Genomic DNA, 16,775 nt, shown 5'->3' with positions numbered 1-16,775 from the left:
TGTAATTTTATTTTCACGCTCAAGGCGTATTCGAGTTATCTCATGACTCTTATTCATCCAGTTTTAGTTACAGGCTCGGCAAAGCCCTAATAAACTTACGGATTTGTATTGCTCATCTTTATTATATACCTGAACTAATTTTCCGTCATGAGTTAGCAGGCGAAGCCTGCTTGGAGTTTTAGTTTTTTAACTGCCTGTCTTATTTCTTTGGGAATTAAAGTTAGAAAGTATTTTTTACAGGTTAATCAAGAAAATGATATGAAGTACATTTTACAAACATTGACTGTAAATGGTTCATTCTTTTCAATTCTTTTATCTTTATTTGGAAGGGAAGCAACTTTTTTAGAAATAGGATTATTTGTTTTAAATCTGCTTGTTATCTTTTATTTATTATTTAGGAAGGAAAAGTATTTATGAAAATCGGTGTTTGTTACAGACCTCATATCCATAATCAATTTTTGGATCTTTTAGTGAAAAATGTAAATTTTTTAGAGATTATGCCAGAAATTACGGATATTAAAGATATGAAGCATATTAAAGAATTATCTGGATTGAATAATATTGATTTGGGATTGCATTGTTTAAGGACATCAATATTTTCTCCTGAAGGACCTCAAGAGGATATGCTAGATAAATATTTTTATGTGTCTGAATTTCTTAATTCTAAATATTTTTCTGACTATATTGCCTATTCTTATATTGACAATGTTTATTTAACTGCTGTTCAACAAATTGAATATAATGATAGGAGTTTAGAGATTTTTCAAAATAATTTACCTACTATTGCTGAATATTTTCCTGAAAATTTTTTGATAGAAAATATTACTCAAACAGAATTAACTAATGATCAATATACTGAGTCAGAATTTATTGATAAAGTTATTCAATCAACAAATGTTTCTTTAATGCTTGATATAACAAATATGTATATTACATGTAAAAGGAATAATAAAGATTTTAAGCAGTATGTAGAATCTTATCCTTTTGATAAAGTTAAAGTAATGCATGTATCTGGTCTTACGATAGATGAAAGAGGGGTGTATCAGGACACACATTTTAATAATTTAGATGATGAAATACTTGAAGCGGTAAAATATGTGAAACCTTTTTTAACTAATTTAGAATATGTTCTAGTGGAAAGAGATTTCAATGTTAATTCTGCAGAAGATATTCTTAATGATGTAAATGCACTTAAAGATATTTTTGCTTCATCTATTTTTAAGTAGACGTGTACATCATAGATTTTTTTAGAAAAGAGATTGTGAAAGCAGTCTCTTTTAGTATTATTGTAAATTGTTGTTTTTATCTTCCCGAAAATACCAATTTTTCGGAAAGAAGTGATTGAATAATCGAGTTTCACAGGAAACGGACACACGGCGGACAAATCATAAAAGAGTATCAAAAAAAGCCTACAAAATAGGCTTTTTCGTCTGTATTCGTATCCTCCCTGCAGGGATCGAACCTGCGACCCACGGATTAAGAGTCCGCTGCTCTGCCAGCTGAGCTAAGGAAGGAAAATAGCTGTATTGGTGCCGAAAATTCATGGTTTGTATTGAACCCGCGCGAATAAGCAGGTGGGTGACATGCTCTAACTGAAGCTGCTTCCGTGTGGAACGGCCTGCACGCGGTTAGATGTCTTTGTCTCCCGGGTTATACAAAAAATAGTCGGTCAACACTTAGGTATGAATTCGCACACCACAGCCTATCTTTATATATATGATACCACTTTTTTTAAAATTGGCAAGAGAAAAAGTTAAAAAAGTGAAACCGCCATCATGTTTTGGCTTTAGCTTTGTCAATCCAGTCTTTGCGTGCTGCCAAAGCTTGTTCGTAGCGGCCGGTCAGGTTGGGTTGGAAGTAATGGCGGTTTTTAAGGGAGTTTGGAAGGTAGTCTTGGTCCACCCACTTGTCAGGGTAATCGTGGGGGTAGAGATAAGGTTGTTGCTTGTTTCCGGCATGGGTTCCGCTTCGGAGATGGTCTGGAATTGGAAGGGAGCCGAAGTTTTCAAGATCGGCCAAGGCTTGGTTCATGGCTGCGTAGGCGGAGTTGGACTTAGGGGAGAGGGCCAGGTCAACAATGATATTGGCGATGATAATTCGAGCTTCGGGGAGGCCGATGCGTTTGGCAGCTTCCAATCCGGTGACGGTGTGGATTTGCGCTTGTGGGTTCGCTAATCCGATATCTTCGTAAGCGATGACAGTGAGGCGGCGGGCTAGGCTGTCTAGGTCACCGCCTTTAATGAGTCGGGCACCGTAGTGGAGGCTGGCGTCGACATCACTGCCGCGGATTGACTTTTGGAGGGCAGAGAGGAGGTCATAGTGGCCGTCGCCGTCCTTGTCTAGGGTGAGGTGGCTGCTTTGCAAGCATTCTTTGAGGATATTCAAGTCAAGGTGGACTTGGCCCTCTTCGTTTTTGGGGGTTGAGAGAGCCGCTAATTCTAGGGTATTATAGGCTGCACGAAGGTCCCCGTTGCTGGCTTGGCTGAGGAAGGTTAAGGCCTCAGAGGTCAGTTGGACGGGGAAGTCAAAGCCACGGTTAGGGTCTTGGAGGGCGGCTTGGATGCCGGCCTTCATTTCGTCAGTGGTCAGGGGTTTGAGTTCGAAGATTTGAAGTCTGGAGCGAATGGCGGGGTTGATGGAATAGAAGGGGTTTTCGGTAGTGGCCCCGATGATGGTTAATTGACCGCTTTCTAGAAGAGGCAGGAAGAAGTCCTGTTTGTCCTTGTTGAGGCGGTGGATCTCGTCTAGGAGGAGAACCAGACTGCCGGAGAAGCGGGCTTCTTCGGCGATTTCCTTCATGCGTTGTTTGGTGTCGGTGGTGGCATTGAAGGTGCGGAATACCTGACCGGTGCTGCCAGCTAGAGCGCTGGCAATGCTGGTTTTTCCAATTCCGGGAGGTCCGTACAGAATCATGGAGAAGAGTTTACCGGCTTCAACCATGCGGCGGAGGACTTTTCCAGGGCCGACCAGGTGGGATTGGCCGACGATTTGGTCTAGGTTGGTGGGGCGCATGTTCAGGGCCAGGTTTTGATTCACGACTTTCGTCCTCCTTCAATCTTGTGGTAGAATAATAACTACTATTATAGCACAGAGAAGGAGACTCACCCCATGGCTAAATATGGATTTATTGAGGTTCTTGACCAGGAGATGGACAAGGCCTTTCCCTTTGATTATGAGATTCAATGGGATAAGCGGAACCATGCGATTCAGTTGTCGTTTTTGTTGGAGATTGCCAATCAGGAGCAGGTGGCTCTACTTGATGAGGAGGACCAGGTTTTTGCGGAAGAGCTTTTGTTAGAGGAGTCGCTTTTGTTTGTCAATCCAGCCAAGTCCCGCTATGAGGCGGCAGATTATCTGACGGTTCTGCCCTATGATCCTAAGGTTGGGTTTTCCCGTGAGTTTTTAACTTACTTTGTACAATTTTTGTCAGATCTAGCCGAGTCTGGTTTGGACGATATCTTTGATTTTTTACAAGATGAAGAAGCGGAAGATTTTGAGTTGGTTTGGGATCAAGTGGCATTTGATCGTGGTTTGGAGCAAGTGGAAGAGGGACTTCGTTACCCTTATCCGCGTTATTAGGAGGAAAAAAGGATGTGGCAAGAATTAGCGGTTGTGGTAAATCGTGAGGGAGAAGAGTGGATGAGTGACCTCTTGATTGGTCTGGGTGCCCAGGGGGTGGCGATTGAGGACAGTCAAGAATTTCAGCGACAGGAAGATGGCTTCGGAGAATTGTTGCCAGAGGTAGATGTTCTGCCGACAGTGACCATCCGTGCTTACTATCCGGAACAGGTTGAATTGGCAGTTCTGCGGACGGACTTGGAAGTCGCTATTGAGGCAGCGCAGGTGGATTTTGATAAAGCTGCTATCCGAATTGAGTCCCAAGAGTTGGAAGAGGAAGACTGGGCAGAGAATTGGAAGAAATACTATGAGCCAGCTCGGATTAGTCACCAGTTAACCATTGTCCCTTCTTGGACAGAGGATTATCAGCCAAGTCCAGGTGAGAAATTGTTGCGGTTGGATCCGGGAATGGCTTTTGGGACCGGTACCCATCCAACCACGAAATTGAGTCTCTATGCACTGGAACAGGTCCTCCGTGGGGGTGAACGGGTTCTAGACGTGGGAACCGGTAGTGGGGTTCTATCCATTGCGGCTGTTCAGTTGGGAGCAGAGCGGGTCTTTGCCTATGATCTGGATGAGGTAGCTGTGAAAGTGGCCCAGGAGAACATTGATTTGAATCCGGGTTCTGACCAGATTCAGGTAGCAGCGGGTAACCTCTTGGTTGGGGTAGAAGAGCGAGCCCAGGTGATTGTTGCCAATATTTTAGCGGATATTCTAGTCTTGCTGACGGAGGATGCCTACCGTCTCTTGGAAGAAGAAGGTTACTTGATCATGAGTGGAATCATTGCGGATAAGTGGTCCATGGTTCGGGAGGCGGCAGAGACTGCTGGCTTCTACCTAGAGCGTCAGATGATCGAAGGGGAATGGAATGCGGGGATTTTTAAAAAGACCCAAAACCCAGAAGGTGTGATTGGAGGCTAGTATGCAGCAATATTTTGTCCAAGGTCCGGTTAGTAACCCTTACCAGGTCCAGAATAAGGATCTCCTCAAACATTTATTTTCTGTACTCCGCCTGCAGGAAGGGGAACAGCTGATTTTTGTTTTTGACCAAGGAGAAAAATGGCAGGCAAAACTGGCAGATCGGGAATCCGCTCTCTTCGACTTAGAGAAGCCTGTAGCTGCTGATAAGGAATTGCCGGTTCAGGTGACTTTGGCTTGCGCCTATCCCAAAGGGGATAAGTTAGAATTGGTGGCCCAAAAAGCAACCGAACTAGGGGTTCACCAAATTTGGGGCTTCCCTGGCCAATGGTCAGTGGTCAAATGGGATGCGAAAAAATTAGCCAAGCGCCAGGAGAAATTGCGGAAGGTGATCTTGGGAGCAGCTGAGCAAAGCAAGCGAGACTTGCTTCCTCAGGTGGAACTGCTGGCCAACCAGGCTGAACTGTTGGAACGAATGGATCAATTTGACCATGTCTTGGTGGCCTATGAAGAAGAAGCTAAGGCTGGCGAAAGAAGCCGTCTGGCCCAGGTGCTTCGCCAGTTAACGGCGGGGCAGAAGGTGTTGGTGCTTGTCGGACCAGAGGGAGGCATCAGTCCTCAAGAGATTAGCTCCTATCAGGAACACGGTGCCCAGCTGGTCGGCCTCGGTCCTCGGATTCTCCGAGCTGAAACCGCCCCCTTCTATCTGCTCAGCGCTATTAGCTATGAGCTGGAATTGTCTGGTGACGCGTGAGTGGAAGGTGTTTCAGGATAAAGATTCGTGAGGAGAGTGGGACAGTTGAGTATATAGTCTTTTAGTTTACTTTTAGTACAAGGCAGCGAGTCGTAGACAGTACTGAAGTACGGCAAGACGAGCTAACACAGTAATAAAAGATAAACTAAAAGACTATACTTAACTAATTTCAATCAACCACTGCGTCAATGTATTTTCACCAATTAATACTCATTAAATTTCAAAATCTGACGTTGTCAAGCCTCTTCGGTGAACTTCAGTTCTACCATCATCGGCTTTCCTAGTCATTTTTTTGAAATTTTTCGAGTATTCCGATTTTGAAGTTTGTCCAGTATAAAATCGAAAGGTTGAGACTTCTGTCCCAGCCTTTTTTCAGATAGCTGCAAAAATCCATAGAAGAGTATGGTATAATAGGAATATTGATAAAATTGGGAGCCTTGTCTCTAAAGGTTCCCCAATCAGATTTAGGAAAAGTTTGGAAAAGGAAAGTAGGAGCCAGAATATGCGGACTTTGTTAATAGGGAATACGTCTTATGTAACGGAGACCTTTATTCAAGAAAGTTTCCCTCAGGGAGCGGTTTTCATTTTTGGAGAGTCAGAGATAAGTGCAGGGACAGACCAGCAGGTGACAGTGGTGTCGCCTGCGCAGAGTCCCTTCAGTCTGACTGAAATTTTGGAAGCCTATGATTTTCAGCAAGTGGTCTTTTTCTCGGATTACTTGACCTATAAAAATCCTAGTGCCCAGTCTCTTGCCTCCCTCCGGGAATTATTGGCTGCTTTGGCGCTTGGAAAGGCTTCCGTTAGCAAATTCTTATATCTGACAGGTCCTCAAGTTCAATCAAATCTACCTGGGTTGATGGATTTGGAGTTGGATTTGTTGGAGTCTTGGCAAGGCCGAGCTTATAAGGTCTTGCAGCTGCCGTACCTCTTTTCAACCTGGGAGAAGGAGCCTTATTTTGCCAAGATTCTAGGACAGGCCCAGGTGCAAGGACGGTTGGAGTTTACGGAGCGAGAGAATCAGGAAGCTCCCTTTGCAATCTTGGATACCTTGTCCTCACTCATTTACCGCGTTCTAGACAGTTGGGATGGCCAAACAGAAACCCTGACCTGGTTCCCAAGTGAACCGGCGACTTTTGGGGAGATTGCGGACATTTTGCAAAAAAATAAAGAGTTAACAGGTTACGAAATCTACTTCCGAGGGCAGGAGCAAGAACTGTACCAGCCTATCCAAGGGAATCGGCTAACAGATCGCTACCAGTGGTCTGAGCCAGTAGAGGTAATGGCTCTACTGCCACAGCTGGGTGATTTTAGAGTGGATGAAAAGGTTTGGGTTCCTGTAGACCAGGGAACTGCCCCTTGGGTGGACTATGTTCTTCTCCTTTTGGGAGCTTTGCTAGCCCAGGGCTTGCAGTTGCTTGTGGCCCAGCAGTCTTTTAGCCTCTCTCTCTCCTTCCCACTCCTTTATCTGGTCCTTGTGGCCCAGGCTCGGGGGATGAAGAAGGGATTCTTGGCTATGGGGGTGGTTCTGCTCCTTCAAGTCGCCTTCGCTCAAGGGGAAGCTTTGAGTCTGCTGAGTTCGGCTGCGTTTTGGCTACAGGTTTTGGCCTATGTTCTGGCTACAGCTTTAGCGGGTTACCTGCAGATGCAAAACCTGGATCGGCAAGCAACCTTGCGGGCGGAGCAGGCTGCTCTGATGTCGGAACACCAAGCCTTGCAAGAAAATTACCGCCATGTGCTCGAAGATCGACAATCTTTGCGTTATCAGATTCTGAGCGAACGGGGTGGTTTTGGTTACTTCGCGACCCTCTTCAACCATCTGGCTCAGGCTCCGGGGGAGGCCCTCTTTTCCGAAGCCTTGAGTCAGTTGGATACCAAGATTCAAGCCCGAGATATGGGGATTTACCGTTTTGATCAAGGGTTAGTAACCGCCCATCTGGTGGTTGGCAAGCAGGAAGGGATGCCGCAAAAGATTGATTTATCGGCGCTTCCACGTGTCGCTACGCGTATTCAGGAGGGCTCCTCATGGGTGAATGCGGATCTCTTGGCTGGCTATCCAGCTTACGCTGTTAGTATCAAGCGTTCAGGTCAGGTTGCTTATTTGCTTTGGATTGAAGGGGTGGACTTCCAGCACATGAATTTGCAGGAGTCCCAGCAAATTGAATTTTTCGCCCGGCTTTTGGGATTCTTCCTGGAAAGGGAAGAGGCTCAGAAGTCCTTAGGGCATTTGAATGGGGAGGGCTAGTCTATGGAATGGACCTTTATGGGCCTTGTGTTGGCCCTCCATTTGATCTGGGCTAGTTACTTGGCCAGACAAGGCAAACGGGGAGTCTTCCATTTTCCTGGTTACTATGTGATTTTTGCCATTCTTCTACCGATTTTCGGTCCCTTGCTGCTTTCTATTGTTCATTTGAGTCAACAAATTGAATTGGATCTAAAATTGGTGGAAGAACCGGTTGAATGGGATGTGACCACCCAATCTAAGGGGGTGGATGTGGATCCGCATCAGAATCCGGTTCTACCTCTGGAGACGGCGCTGTTGTTGGAGGATGGTCAGGTGGCTCGCGGCTTGTTGTTGGACTTGCCCATGGAGCAGGCTAAGGATAATTTGGAGTTGCTCTATATGGCCCGCCAACATGGTGATTCTGAGGTTGTCCACTATGCGGCTAGTGTGATTGCAGGTTTGCAGGAGGACTATGAGCGGGGCATTCGGAGTTTGCGGCAGTCCTATGAGGAAGCGCCTCATGAGCCTGCGCGTCTCAAAAAGTATCAGGAAGCTTTAGAGGCCTACTTGGGGTCGGGACTGCTGGAAGGGCAGGCTCGTCGTGCTTATCTTCTGCAGGCAGGCCGATTGGCCAAGGAGCAGGTGGAGCGGTCCAATAACTATAAGGGGCATCTTCGCTTGGCACAAATTCAGTTAGATTTGGAAGATTATGAGGCAGCTCAAGCAGAGCTCTACCACCTCTTATCGACTTGGTCGGATCAGGAAGAAGTCTGGATGCTTCTACTTCGCTATTATTTTGAATTACATGATGCCTGGAATTTCCGTAAGGCCTTGGCTTCTGTGCGGGAAGAAGGGATTTATATTACCCATGAGAATGAAGCTCATTTACGGTTCTGGGAACAACGTTTGGAAGGTCGTGTCTAGAAATGATGGAGCTTATGAAAGGAGAAGAGTATGAAAATTGCCCTTATTTTTGAAGGTTCATACCCCTATGTTCATGGAGGTGTGTCAAGTTGGGCTCATGACTATATTCAATCCTTACCAGAACATGAGTTTGTGATTTGGACGGTGCATCCAGGAGGTTCAGTGTCTACGGATCCGGTCTATGAGATGCCTGCCAATGTCGTGGCCTTCCATGAGGTCTTCCTCGATCAGCCACCACAGGTTGGCTCTGATGGAACCCCTGTTTTGAGGAAGCAGGAAAAATCGAACTTACAAGCTCTTATTCAGGGGGAGGAGCCTTCTTGGTCTCAGCTTTTCCAGTCGGCCCAAGAAGGATGCTTGGATCCAGCTTGGCTGACTCGAAGTGCGGATTTTATCACTTGGGTAGAAGCAGAAGCCCAGCGGTCTTACCCCTTGGTTCCTTTTACCGATTATTACTATTCAATTCAATCCATGTTTACCCCACTTTTGACGGTTCTGGGGGCAGAAATTCCAGATGCGGATGCTTATCATGCTATTTCGACAGGGTATGCCGGACTCTTGGGAGCGATGGCTAGTCATCAGACGGGTCGACCGCTTTTTGTGACGGAACATGGAATTTATAGCCGTGAGCGGGAGGAAGAGATTCTCAGTTCTAGCTGGGTTCTCCATGCAATGAAGCAGGCTTGGGTTCAGTACTTTAACCAATTGGCCCAGGTGGCCTATGACCAGGCTGAGAGGATCACCTCCCTGTTTGAAAATGCTCGGAAAATCCAAGTGTCCTTGGGGGCTCCTGCTCAGAAAACGAAGGTGATTTCCAACGGAATTCACTACGAGCGCTTTAATGGGATTCCTCTCAAGGGACCAAGTGACTGGGTAGACATCGGTGCTGTGATTCGGTTGGCGCCTATTAAGGATGTATTGAATCTGATTCGGGCCTTTGCGGATGTGAGTCAGGAACTTTCCTACGTGCGCTTGCATATTTTGGGAGATACGGTTGATCCAGACTATGCTCAGCAGTGTTACCAACTGGTGGAAGATTTGGGCTTGGATCGGGTAATCTTTGCAGGGCGCGTGGATGTTCGTAGTTATATGCGTGACTTGGATTTCACGGTTCTTTCCAGTCTGTCAGAGGGACAACCTTTGGCCGTGCTCGAATCGCTTGCGGCTGGTCGGCCCTGTGTGACAACGGATGTCGGGGCTTGCCGAGAACTCTTAGAGGGTGGACCTTTTGATCACCTTGGCTTGGCAGGATACACGGTTCCACCAACGGATAGTCATTCTTTGGGACAGGCTATGACGAAGATGGCCCTGTCTGAAGGGGCTCGTTGGCGGATGGGGCAGGTGGGTCGCCAAAGAGTGGCGCGCAGTTATCAACACCAACAAATGATTAAGCAATACCAACACATGTATGAAGGGAGGTTGAGCTAGTGGCCGGTATCGGTTTTGAATTACGAAAAATCTACGATGAGCAGACACCCTTGTCTAAGGAAAAGGCTTATGGGTTTACCAGTCTGATTTACGTCGGTCCCTTCTTGCTCGGTCTCTTTTTGGTTGGCTTGGTACAGGTTTTAGCTCAATTTACCTTGATAGATGCGAGCAGTCGGATGCAGGTATTGACAGGAATCACCTATGCGATGTTGGCCTCTCTAGGGATACAGAGCTTCTTCTCCTATCTGGTCAGTCGCTACCTAGCCGACAGTCTCTACCAGGACCGAGAAGATCAGGTCTTGTCTTCCTTTTTTGCCTCTAGTGTCTTGCTGCTCCTTCTGGGGACGGTGATCTATGGTATCTTCCTTCTTTTCGCTGGTTTGGGACCATGGGCCTATCTTTTGAATTTACTCTTGTTTGGGGTTCTGACCTTGATTTGGAACTCCATCCAGTATCTAACCGCCATTCAGGAGTACCGCTCCATTAGTAAGGCCTTTGTATTGGCAGCCGGAATCCTGGTCTTGACGGGTGGCCTAGCTTCCTTCTTTGGTCTCAATCAGGGACTGCTCTTAGGAGCCTGTCTGGCCTATGGCTTTATCCTGATTCGGATGGTCGGGCAGATTTTGTTGCACTACCCTAGCAATCACCGTCTCTCCTTTGATTTTTTACGGCGGGTGGATGACTATGCCGATTTGGCCCCTGTTGGCCCCCTTTTATTCCTAGGGCTCTATGGACATATCGTTGTGGCCCTCTATAGTCCCTTGAGCCAGCAAGTCACAGGCCTCTTTCGCCAAGCTCCTGGTTATGAGTTTGGCTTGCTCTTGGCCTTTCTCCTAACCCTCTTTGGCCTGGTCACCTATGTTATTTCTGTTGAAGTCTTCTTCTATCCGCACTTTCATCGTTTTTTCCTTTTATATAATAAAAAAGGGAATTACCTCAGTCTGCAACAGGCTGAGCGCGAGATGATGCGGGTATTACAGAGGGAATTGGGCTATCTCATTTGGAAACAGGTCATTGCGACCAGTTTGCTCATGGTGGGGCTCAACCTTCTGCTCTTACCGATGGAGGCCAGTTTGCCAGTTGGGAGTCTATTCCTTTTGAATCAGTTATGTTTGGCTTACGGAATCTATGGTATTGCCAATGCCTATCTTCTTACCCTGCTCTATTTTGCGGACTATCGGGGAGCCAAGCAGTTAGCCCAGGTCTTTGCGACCTTATCCTTGGGCTTGACTGGCCTGCTAGCTTGGCTAGCCCCAGCCTATCTGGGTTGTGGTTTCCTCTTAGCTAGTCTGATCCTCACGTTTTTGGCGCGTAGGAGACTAGGCCAGCTGCAAGAGCAGATGACCTATCATGTGCTAGGTCGTCCAGCTCAAGATGCCTTGAAAACCAGACATACCTATACAAATGTAGCTCAGAAATTAGAAGAAATCTTTGCGAAATTCGAATAAACAAGTAAACCCGGGACGTCGTCCCGGGTTTTCCTATGCGCAAAGAAAGAGAAAATCAGCGTTCTGCCTCCCATTCCGCATAAAACTGCTCTAAATAGGCCTCTAAAAATTGGTGTCGTCCCTGGGCTAGTTTCTTGGCATAGGCAGTGTTCATGCCGTCTTTGAGCTTGAGGAGTTTTTCATAGAAGTGCAGGATGGCTGTGTCTTGTCCGCTACGGTAGTCTTCCAAGCTGAGTTGCTCTCGGGGCTTTCGGTCGGGGTCGTGGATGAGTCTGCCAGCGTGACCAGAGTAGGCCATGGTTCGTGCGATTCCGATAGCCCCTAGGGCATCTAGGCGATCAGCATCTTGGACAACCTGCCCTTCGAGGCTTAAGGAGATATGGGTTTGGGTGCCTCCCTTGAAGGACATGTATTGGATGATGTGGAGGATATGCTCACGGTCATTAGGAGAAACCCCGTTATGGATTAACCAGTCCTGTACTTTTTGCAGTCCAGCGGCCTCGCTTTCATTTAATTTGGCATCTGCTATATCGTGCAGAAGGGCGGCTAGTTCACAAATAAAGAGATCGGCCCCTTCCTCTTGGGCGATGTGGAGCGCGTTTTGGGTGACCCGGTGGATATGCCACCAATCGTGGCCAGAGGTCTCATCCTTTAATTCTTGCAAGACATAGGCTCTCGCTTTTTCTAGAATGATCGTCTTGTCAGTCATGAGGTTCCTTTCTAGGTGAAAATCTGCTTTCTCTCATTAGCATAGCATGTTTGGGTGGGGAAGGGAAGGGTCTGCTTTTATGGAGGAGAGTGATGTATCAGAGTAAACGGTGGCAGTATCAAGTCTTGCAGGAGCGCCCCTTAGTGGGGTATGCGCCAGATATTGGAAGTTTAGATGCTAGGAAGAGTCGTCTTTGCTTTTTATCCTTGACCTGGCGGGATTTGGAGCCCAAAGAGGGGGAGTTCGCTTTTGTGGGTTGGGAGCAGCGTTTGGGTTTCTCCCACCTACGGCAGCGAAGACAACGTTTGGTTTTTCGACTCGTCCTAGATCGTCCTAGTTCTAAGGGGACGTCGGGTTTGCCAGCTTGGATTTTGGAGAAGGTTCCTGCCAAACCCTATATCAGTCCATTTGGAAGAGGTCTAGTTCCGGATTATCATCATCCTTATTTAGCGGCGGCTTATCAGCGTTTGGTCTTGGCTTTGGGGAAAGCTTGGGGGCAGGATGGTCTGGTGGCCTATGTAGAGTTAGGGGGATTGGGCCATTGGGGGGAGTGGCACCAGCTTGCTAACTTGGGAGCCTTGCCCCAAGGGGAGTTTGCCCAGCGCTTTTACGTAGATCCTTGGCTGGCGGCTTTTCGAGATTGTCATTTTTGTCTGCGGCGTCCTTTTGCTTGGCTGGACTGGGGGAAGTCTTATGGTTTCTATCATGATGAGCTGGGGGATCTGGCTCAGACGCGGGTTTGGCTGGAGGAGTTGATGGGGGGCGGTCCGTCGTTTGATGGGGCTCAGATGTGTGGCTTGGGGCAGGCTGGTGTGGAGCGGGCGCTAGGGGGTGAGTGGTCCTCTCATTGTTTGTGGGCGCCGCCAGGACGGGACTTGCTGGCTCAGATGCGAGGGCTGGGTTTGTCTTTTTTGGGGCCAGCCTTGCCTCGGAATTCCGAAACGTTTCAGGCTGTGGCGGCTTGTTTGGGGTATCAAATCTGGGTGCCGCAGGTCCAGTTTGTGTCTAGTTTGATGGGGACTTGCCTTATTTTGACTTGGGAGAATAGGGGAGTGGCAGCCTTTCCCTTTGCTTGGTTCGTTTCCCTTAATTGGGAGACTTGGCAGGGGGAGCGGGGGCGAAAGCGGCTGTCTTTGGATTTGACGCGGCTGGTTGCGGACCAGAGGAGGCGGTGTGTGACTTGCCTTTCCCGGCCCTTGCTGGCGTACAAGTTCTTAAGCTTGAGTATCGAAGATCCGATGACCAAAAAACCTCTTTGGATTTTTTCTCAAAAAGGGAAAAAGTGGGCTGGAGGCTTGCTTCTATAGGCTTGGAGTGTTTTCATACCAAAGGAAAAATGGTAAAATAGGGGACAAGAACAAGGGGGAGCAGGATGTCAAAAGAAGAGAATTTAACAGGGGCCCAGGTTGTTGCCCTTACGAGAGAATATTTATCACCTGAGGATGTGGCCTTCGTTCAAAAAGCCTTGATTTATGCAATTGATCGCCATAGTGGTCAGTTCCGTAAGTCTGGTGAGCCTTATATCATTCATCCGATTCAGGTTGCTGGAATTTTAGCCAAATTGAAGTTGGACGCGGTAACCGTGGCTTGTGGTTTCCTACACGATGTGGTGGAGGATACAGTTGTGTCCTTGGACAATTTGGAGCGTGAATTTTCCAAAGAGGTTCGCCTGATTGTGGATGGCGTGACCAAATTGGGGAAGGTGGAGTATAAGTCTCATGAGGAACAGTTGGCTGAGAACCACCGTAAGATGTTGATGGCCATGTCTCAGGACATGCGCGTGATTTTGGTGAAGCTGGCCGACCGCTTGCACAATATGCGAACTCTTAAGCATTTGCGCAAGGACAAGCAGGAACGGATTTCCCGTGAAACTATGGATATTTACGCACCCTTGGCCCATCGTTTGGGGATTTCTAGCGTCAAGTGGGAGCTGGAAGATTTATCCTTCCGCTATTTGAATGAGGTTGAATTTTATAAGATTACCCATTTGATGAAAGAAAAACGGCGGGAACGGGAAGCGCTCGTGGATGAAGTGGTTGCTAAAATCACTAAGTACGCAGCCGAGCGGAATTTGGATGGTCAGATTTATGGTCGTCCCAAACATATTTATTCCATCTACCGTAAAATGCAGGATAAGAAAAAGCGTTTCGAGGAAATCTATGACCTCATCGCTATTCGCTGTATTTTAGAAACACCGAGCGAAGTTTATGCCATGTTGGGGTATGTCCATGAACTATGGCGGCCAATGCCAGGACGTTTTAAAGATTATATCGCCAATCCAAAGGCTAACGGTTATCAGTCAATCCATACGACTGTCTATGGTCCCAAAGGGCCAATTGAGTTTCAAATCCGGACCCAGGAAATGCATGAAGTTGCCGAGTACGGGGTTGCGGCTCACTGGGCTTATAAAAAAGGGATTAAGGGCAAGGTTGACAGTAAAGAATCCGCTATTGGTATGAACTGGATTAGCGAGATGATGGACTTGCAAGAGCAATCAGGGGATGCCAAGGAATTTGTGGATACGGTTAAACAAGACTTTCTGGCGGAAGAAATTTATGTCTTTACACCAGACGGTGCGGTCCGTGCCCTCCCCAAAGATTCCGTGCCAATCGATTTTGCCTATGAAATCCACACCAAGGTTGGGGAAAAGGCTACTGGTGCAAAAGTGAATGGCCGGATGGTGCCATTGACCACCAAACTTAAGACTGGAGATCAGGTGGAAATCATCACCTCTGCCAATTCCTTTGGTCCAAGTCGTGACTGGATTAACATTGTTAAAACCAGCAAGGCCCGCAACCGCATTCGTCAGTTCTTCAAGAATCAAGATAAGGCCTTGTCGATTGATAAGGGACGGGAGCTCTTGGTGGAGCAATTCCAGCAGCATGATATGCAGGCCAATCAGTTCTTGGATAAGAAACACTTGGATGTCTATTTGGAAAAATCTAGCTACAAGTCTGAAGAGGCCCTTTATGCAGCCATTGGATTTGGGGAAGCCTCTGCCATTTCTGTCTTTAACCGCTTGACGGAAAAAGAACGCCGGGAGATTGAACGTGAGAAGGCACGTGCCCAAGCTGAAGAACTCCTTCAAGGTGGGGAAATCAAGAGTGATAAGCCTGCCAACACCAAGTCTAGACAGGAAGAAGGAGTTTCTGTGAAAGGTGCACCAGGCCTGCTCATCCGGATGGCCAAGTGTTGTAACCCTGTTCCGGGTGATGCCATTGTTGGCTATATCACCAAGGGACGTGGGGTTGCGGTTCACCGCGAAGACTGTATGAACCTGCGTTCGCAAGAAAACTATGAACAAAGACTCTTGGATGTTGAGTGGGAGAGTACTGGCTCAGGCCATAAGGAATATACCGCTAATATTGATATCTACGGCCTCAATCGGACAGGTCTGCTCAATGATGTCTTGCAGGTGCTTTCCAATTCAACCAAGAATATTTCCATGTTTAATGCTCAACCATCCAAGGATATGAAATTCGCCACCATCCACGTTTCCTTTGGTATTTCAAGTTTAGCCAACTTGACCACGGTCGTGGATCGGATCAAGAATGTTCCGGATGTGTATTCTGTTAAAAGGACAAATGGATAGGAGCTGTTTATGCGGGTTGTATTACAGCGAGTAAAGGAAGCCTCTGTTTCCATTGATGGGGAAGTTCAAGCTGCCATTGGCACTGGCTTTCTCTTGTTGGTAGGGATTGGTCCTGCTGATACTGCGGATGATCTAGCCTATATTTGTCGGAAGGTCGTCAATATGCGAATTTTTTCTGATGACCTAGGGAAAATGAATTGTTCCATTCAGGATGTTGGAGGCGCCATCTTATCCGTCTCCCAATTCACTCTTTTCGCCCAAACTAAAAAAGGCAATCGCCCTGCCTTTACCGGGGCAGCCCAACCAGATTTGGCCAAGTCCCTTTATGAGGACTTTAACCAGCTCTTAGCGGACTTTGTTCCTGTTGAAACAGGTGTTTTTGGGGCGGATATGCAGGTGGCTCTGGTGAATGATGGGCCAGTGACCATTTTACTGGACAGTAAAAATCCTTAGGGGGGTATGATGGAGAAAATGACGATGGCCCAATTGGGGGCCTTGCTGGATGAGAAAGAAGTGGCTGTGTTGGATGTTCGAGATCGCGAAGACTTCGCTCCTCGACACTTTGAGGGTTCTCTCAATATTCCCGAACCCGAATTGGCAGATCGCTTAGACCAATTGGACGTGAACACAGTCTATCATGTAGTCTGTACCAAGGGGATCCGATCTGAGCGTGCTAGTGCTCTCTTACAGAAACAAGGCTATCAGGTCGTTCAGATTGTAGATGGCTGGGCTACTTATGAAAGATGAAAAATCCCGTCAAGTCGAAAAAGGACTTGACGGGATTTTTGGGGTTCAATGCTAGCTAAGGGGCTCTGCATAGAGTTGGTCTGCGATACACTCTTTTAGTTTATCTTTTATTACTGTGTTAGCTCGTCTTGCCGTACTTATTTGAAACTTTCTTCGAAAGTTTTATCAGCAACCTCAAAATCTCCCTCAAGATTTTGACCTGCCTGCGACTCGCTGCCTTGTACTAAAAGCAAACTAAAACTCCAAGCAGGCTTCGCCTGCTAACTCATGACGGAAAATTAGTTTAGGCATATAATAAAGATGAGCAATACAAATCCGTAAGTTTATTAGGGCTTTGCCGAGCCTGTAACTAAAACTGGATGAATAAGAGTCATGAGATAACTCGAATACGCCTTGAGCGTGAAAATAAAATTACA

The 16,775-nt window shown here is 47.1% G+C and carries 14 protein-coding genes, 1 tRNA gene and 1 other RNA gene; 12 read left to right on the top strand and 4 right to left on the bottom strand.

Features of this window, described 5'->3' with window-relative positions; genetic code table 11:
* The first annotated feature begins 413 nt into the window (after window positions 1–413).
* On the top strand, window positions 414–1,226 hold the full coding sequence (locus tag JEQ21_RS08565) for a multinuclear nonheme iron-dependent oxidase (RefSeq protein WP_196966823.1): 813 nt from the start codon (window positions 414–416) through the stop codon (window positions 1,224–1,226).
* 215 nt (window positions 1,227–1,441) lie between these two features.
* Here JEQ21_RS08565 and JEQ21_RS08560 read toward each other — a convergent pair.
* The 3 genes from JEQ21_RS08560 to JEQ21_RS08550 all read right to left on the bottom strand — a co-directional run bounded on the left by JEQ21_RS08560 (window position 1,442) and on the right by JEQ21_RS08550 (window position 3,012).
* Window positions 1,442–1,514: transfer RNA gene (locus JEQ21_RS08560), tRNA-Lys, on the bottom strand.
* Window positions 1,515–1,707: non-coding RNA, 6S RNA (gene ssrS / locus JEQ21_RS08555), on the bottom strand.
* A gap of 66 nt (window positions 1,708–1,773) precedes the next feature.
* The gene (locus JEQ21_RS08550; protein ID WP_233340846.1) at window positions 1,774–3,012 is read right to left on the bottom strand and encodes a replication-associated recombination protein A; all 1,239 of its coding nucleotides are present in this window, start codon (window positions 3,010–3,012) and stop codon (window positions 1,774–1,776) included.
* Window positions 3,013–3,108: 96 nt separating this feature from the next.
* On the opposite strand from JEQ21_RS08550, the gene JEQ21_RS08545 reads away from it, so the two are divergent.
* The 7 genes from JEQ21_RS08545 to pelG all read left to right on the top strand — a co-directional run bounded on the left by JEQ21_RS08545 (window position 3,109) and on the right by pelG (window position 11,311).
* Window positions 3,109–3,579 carry a DUF3013 family protein gene (locus tag JEQ21_RS08545; RefSeq protein ID WP_199365060.1) on the top strand — a complete coding sequence of 157 codons (471 nt, stop codon included), beginning with the start codon at window positions 3,109–3,111 and terminating at the stop codon, window positions 3,577–3,579.
* Window positions 3,580–3,591: 12 nt separating this feature from the next.
* On the top strand, window positions 3,592–4,539 hold the full coding sequence (gene prmA, locus JEQ21_RS08540; protein WP_199365058.1) for a 50S ribosomal protein L11 methyltransferase: 948 nt from the start codon (window positions 3,592–3,594) through the stop codon (window positions 4,537–4,539).
* 1 nt (window position 4,540) lies between these two features.
* Complete coding sequence (locus JEQ21_RS08535; protein WP_199365056.1) at window positions 4,541–5,290, top strand: 16S rRNA (uracil(1498)-N(3))-methyltransferase; 750 nt, start codon at window positions 4,541–4,543, stop codon at window positions 5,288–5,290.
* Between the two features lie 502 nt (window positions 5,291–5,792).
* Window positions 5,793–7,532, top strand: a complete 1,740-nt coding sequence (locus tag JEQ21_RS08530) for a hypothetical protein (RefSeq protein ID WP_199365054.1) — start codon at window positions 5,793–5,795, stop codon at window positions 7,530–7,532.
* A 3-nt stretch (window positions 7,533–7,535) separates the two neighbouring features.
* A complete protein-coding gene (locus tag JEQ21_RS08525) occupies window positions 7,536–8,435 on the top strand; it encodes a hypothetical protein (protein WP_199365052.1) in 900 nt (299 codons plus the stop codon).
* Window positions 8,436–8,465: 30 nt separating this feature from the next.
* Entirely contained in the window at window positions 8,466–9,863 is a 1,398-nt protein-coding gene (pelF, locus tag JEQ21_RS08520; protein ID WP_199365050.1) for a GT4 family glycosyltransferase PelF, read from the top strand.
* On the top strand, window positions 9,863–11,311 hold the full coding sequence (gene pelG, locus JEQ21_RS08515; RefSeq protein ID WP_199365048.1) for an exopolysaccharide Pel transporter PelG: 1,449 nt from the start codon (window positions 9,863–9,865) through the stop codon (window positions 11,309–11,311). The genes pelF and pelG overlap by 1 nt, the downstream gene beginning before the upstream one ends.
* Window positions 11,312–11,366: 55 nt before the next feature.
* On the opposite strand, the gene JEQ21_RS08510 is transcribed toward pelG, so the two are convergent.
* Window positions 11,367–12,020 (bottom strand): HD domain-containing protein, encoded by a 654-nt coding sequence (locus tag JEQ21_RS08510; RefSeq protein ID WP_199365046.1) that lies wholly within the window; start codon window positions 12,018–12,020, stop codon window positions 11,367–11,369.
* 92 nt (window positions 12,021–12,112) lie between these two features.
* Here JEQ21_RS08510 and JEQ21_RS08505 point away from each other — a divergent pair, with 92 nt between their 5' ends.
* From JEQ21_RS08505 to JEQ21_RS08490, 4 genes are all read left to right on the top strand, one after another.
* Window positions 12,113–13,327 carry a hypothetical protein gene (locus JEQ21_RS08505; protein WP_199365044.1) on the top strand — a complete coding sequence of 405 codons (1,215 nt, stop codon included), beginning with the start codon at window positions 12,113–12,115 and terminating at the stop codon, window positions 13,325–13,327.
* A 65-nt stretch (window positions 13,328–13,392) separates the two neighbouring features.
* Window positions 13,393–15,612 (top strand): RelA/SpoT family protein, encoded by a 2,220-nt coding sequence (locus JEQ21_RS08500; protein ID WP_196091644.1) that lies wholly within the window; start codon window positions 13,393–13,395, stop codon window positions 15,610–15,612.
* Window positions 15,613–15,621: 9 nt separating this feature from the next.
* Complete coding sequence (dtd, locus tag JEQ21_RS08495; RefSeq protein WP_196091645.1) at window positions 15,622–16,065, top strand: D-aminoacyl-tRNA deacylase; 444 nt, start codon at window positions 15,622–15,624, stop codon at window positions 16,063–16,065.
* 9 nt (window positions 16,066–16,074) lie between these two features.
* Window positions 16,075–16,359, top strand: coding sequence for a rhodanese-like domain-containing protein (locus tag JEQ21_RS08490; protein ID WP_199365042.1), 285 nt, complete (start codon window positions 16,075–16,077; stop codon window positions 16,357–16,359).
* The last annotated feature ends 416 nt before the right edge of the window (window positions 16,360–16,775 follow it).

The sequence above is a fragment of the Streptococcus sp. 121 genome (genome assembly GCF_016458205.1).
Taxonomy (GTDB): Bacteria; Bacillota; Bacilli; order Lactobacillales; family Streptococcaceae; genus Streptococcus.
Note: the sequence above shows the minus strand (reverse complement) of the source record. Positions and strands in the feature narration are given on the sequence as shown.

Excerpts from the sequence above, each read along its gene's own strand:
- JEQ21_RS08530 (WP_199365054.1), top strand. The coding sequence starts at position 5,793 with ATGCGGACTTTGTTAATAGGGAATACGTCTTATGTAACGGAGACCTTT.
- JEQ21_RS08490 (WP_199365042.1), top strand. The coding sequence starts at position 16,075 with ATGGAGAAAATGACGATGGCCCAATTGGGGGCCTTGCTGGATGAGAAA.
- JEQ21_RS08550 (WP_233340846.1), bottom strand. The coding sequence starts at position 3,012 with ATGCGCCCCACCAACCTAGACCAAATCGTCGGCCAATCCCACCTGGTC.
- prmA (WP_199365058.1), top strand. The coding sequence starts at position 3,592 with ATGTGGCAAGAATTAGCGGTTGTGGTAAATCGTGAGGGAGAAGAGTGG.
- JEQ21_RS08535 (WP_199365056.1), top strand. The coding sequence starts at position 4,541 with ATGCAGCAATATTTTGTCCAAGGTCCGGTTAGTAACCCTTACCAGGTC.
- JEQ21_RS08545 (WP_199365060.1), top strand. The coding sequence starts at position 3,109 with ATGGCTAAATATGGATTTATTGAGGTTCTTGACCAGGAGATGGACAAG.
- dtd (WP_196091645.1), top strand. The coding sequence starts at position 15,622 with ATGCGGGTTGTATTACAGCGAGTAAAGGAAGCCTCTGTTTCCATTGAT.
- JEQ21_RS08500 (WP_196091644.1), top strand. The coding sequence starts at position 13,393 with ATGTCAAAAGAAGAGAATTTAACAGGGGCCCAGGTTGTTGCCCTTACG.
- JEQ21_RS08505 (WP_199365044.1), top strand. The coding sequence starts at position 12,113 with ATGTATCAGAGTAAACGGTGGCAGTATCAAGTCTTGCAGGAGCGCCCC.
- JEQ21_RS08565 (WP_196966823.1), top strand. The coding sequence starts at position 414 with ATGAAAATCGGTGTTTGTTACAGACCTCATATCCATAATCAATTTTTG.
- pelF (WP_199365050.1), top strand. The coding sequence starts at position 8,466 with ATGAAAATTGCCCTTATTTTTGAAGGTTCATACCCCTATGTTCATGGA.
- JEQ21_RS08510 (WP_199365046.1), bottom strand. The coding sequence starts at position 12,020 with ATGACTGACAAGACGATCATTCTAGAAAAAGCGAGAGCCTATGTCTTG.
- JEQ21_RS08525 (WP_199365052.1), top strand. The coding sequence starts at position 7,536 with ATGGAATGGACCTTTATGGGCCTTGTGTTGGCCCTCCATTTGATCTGG.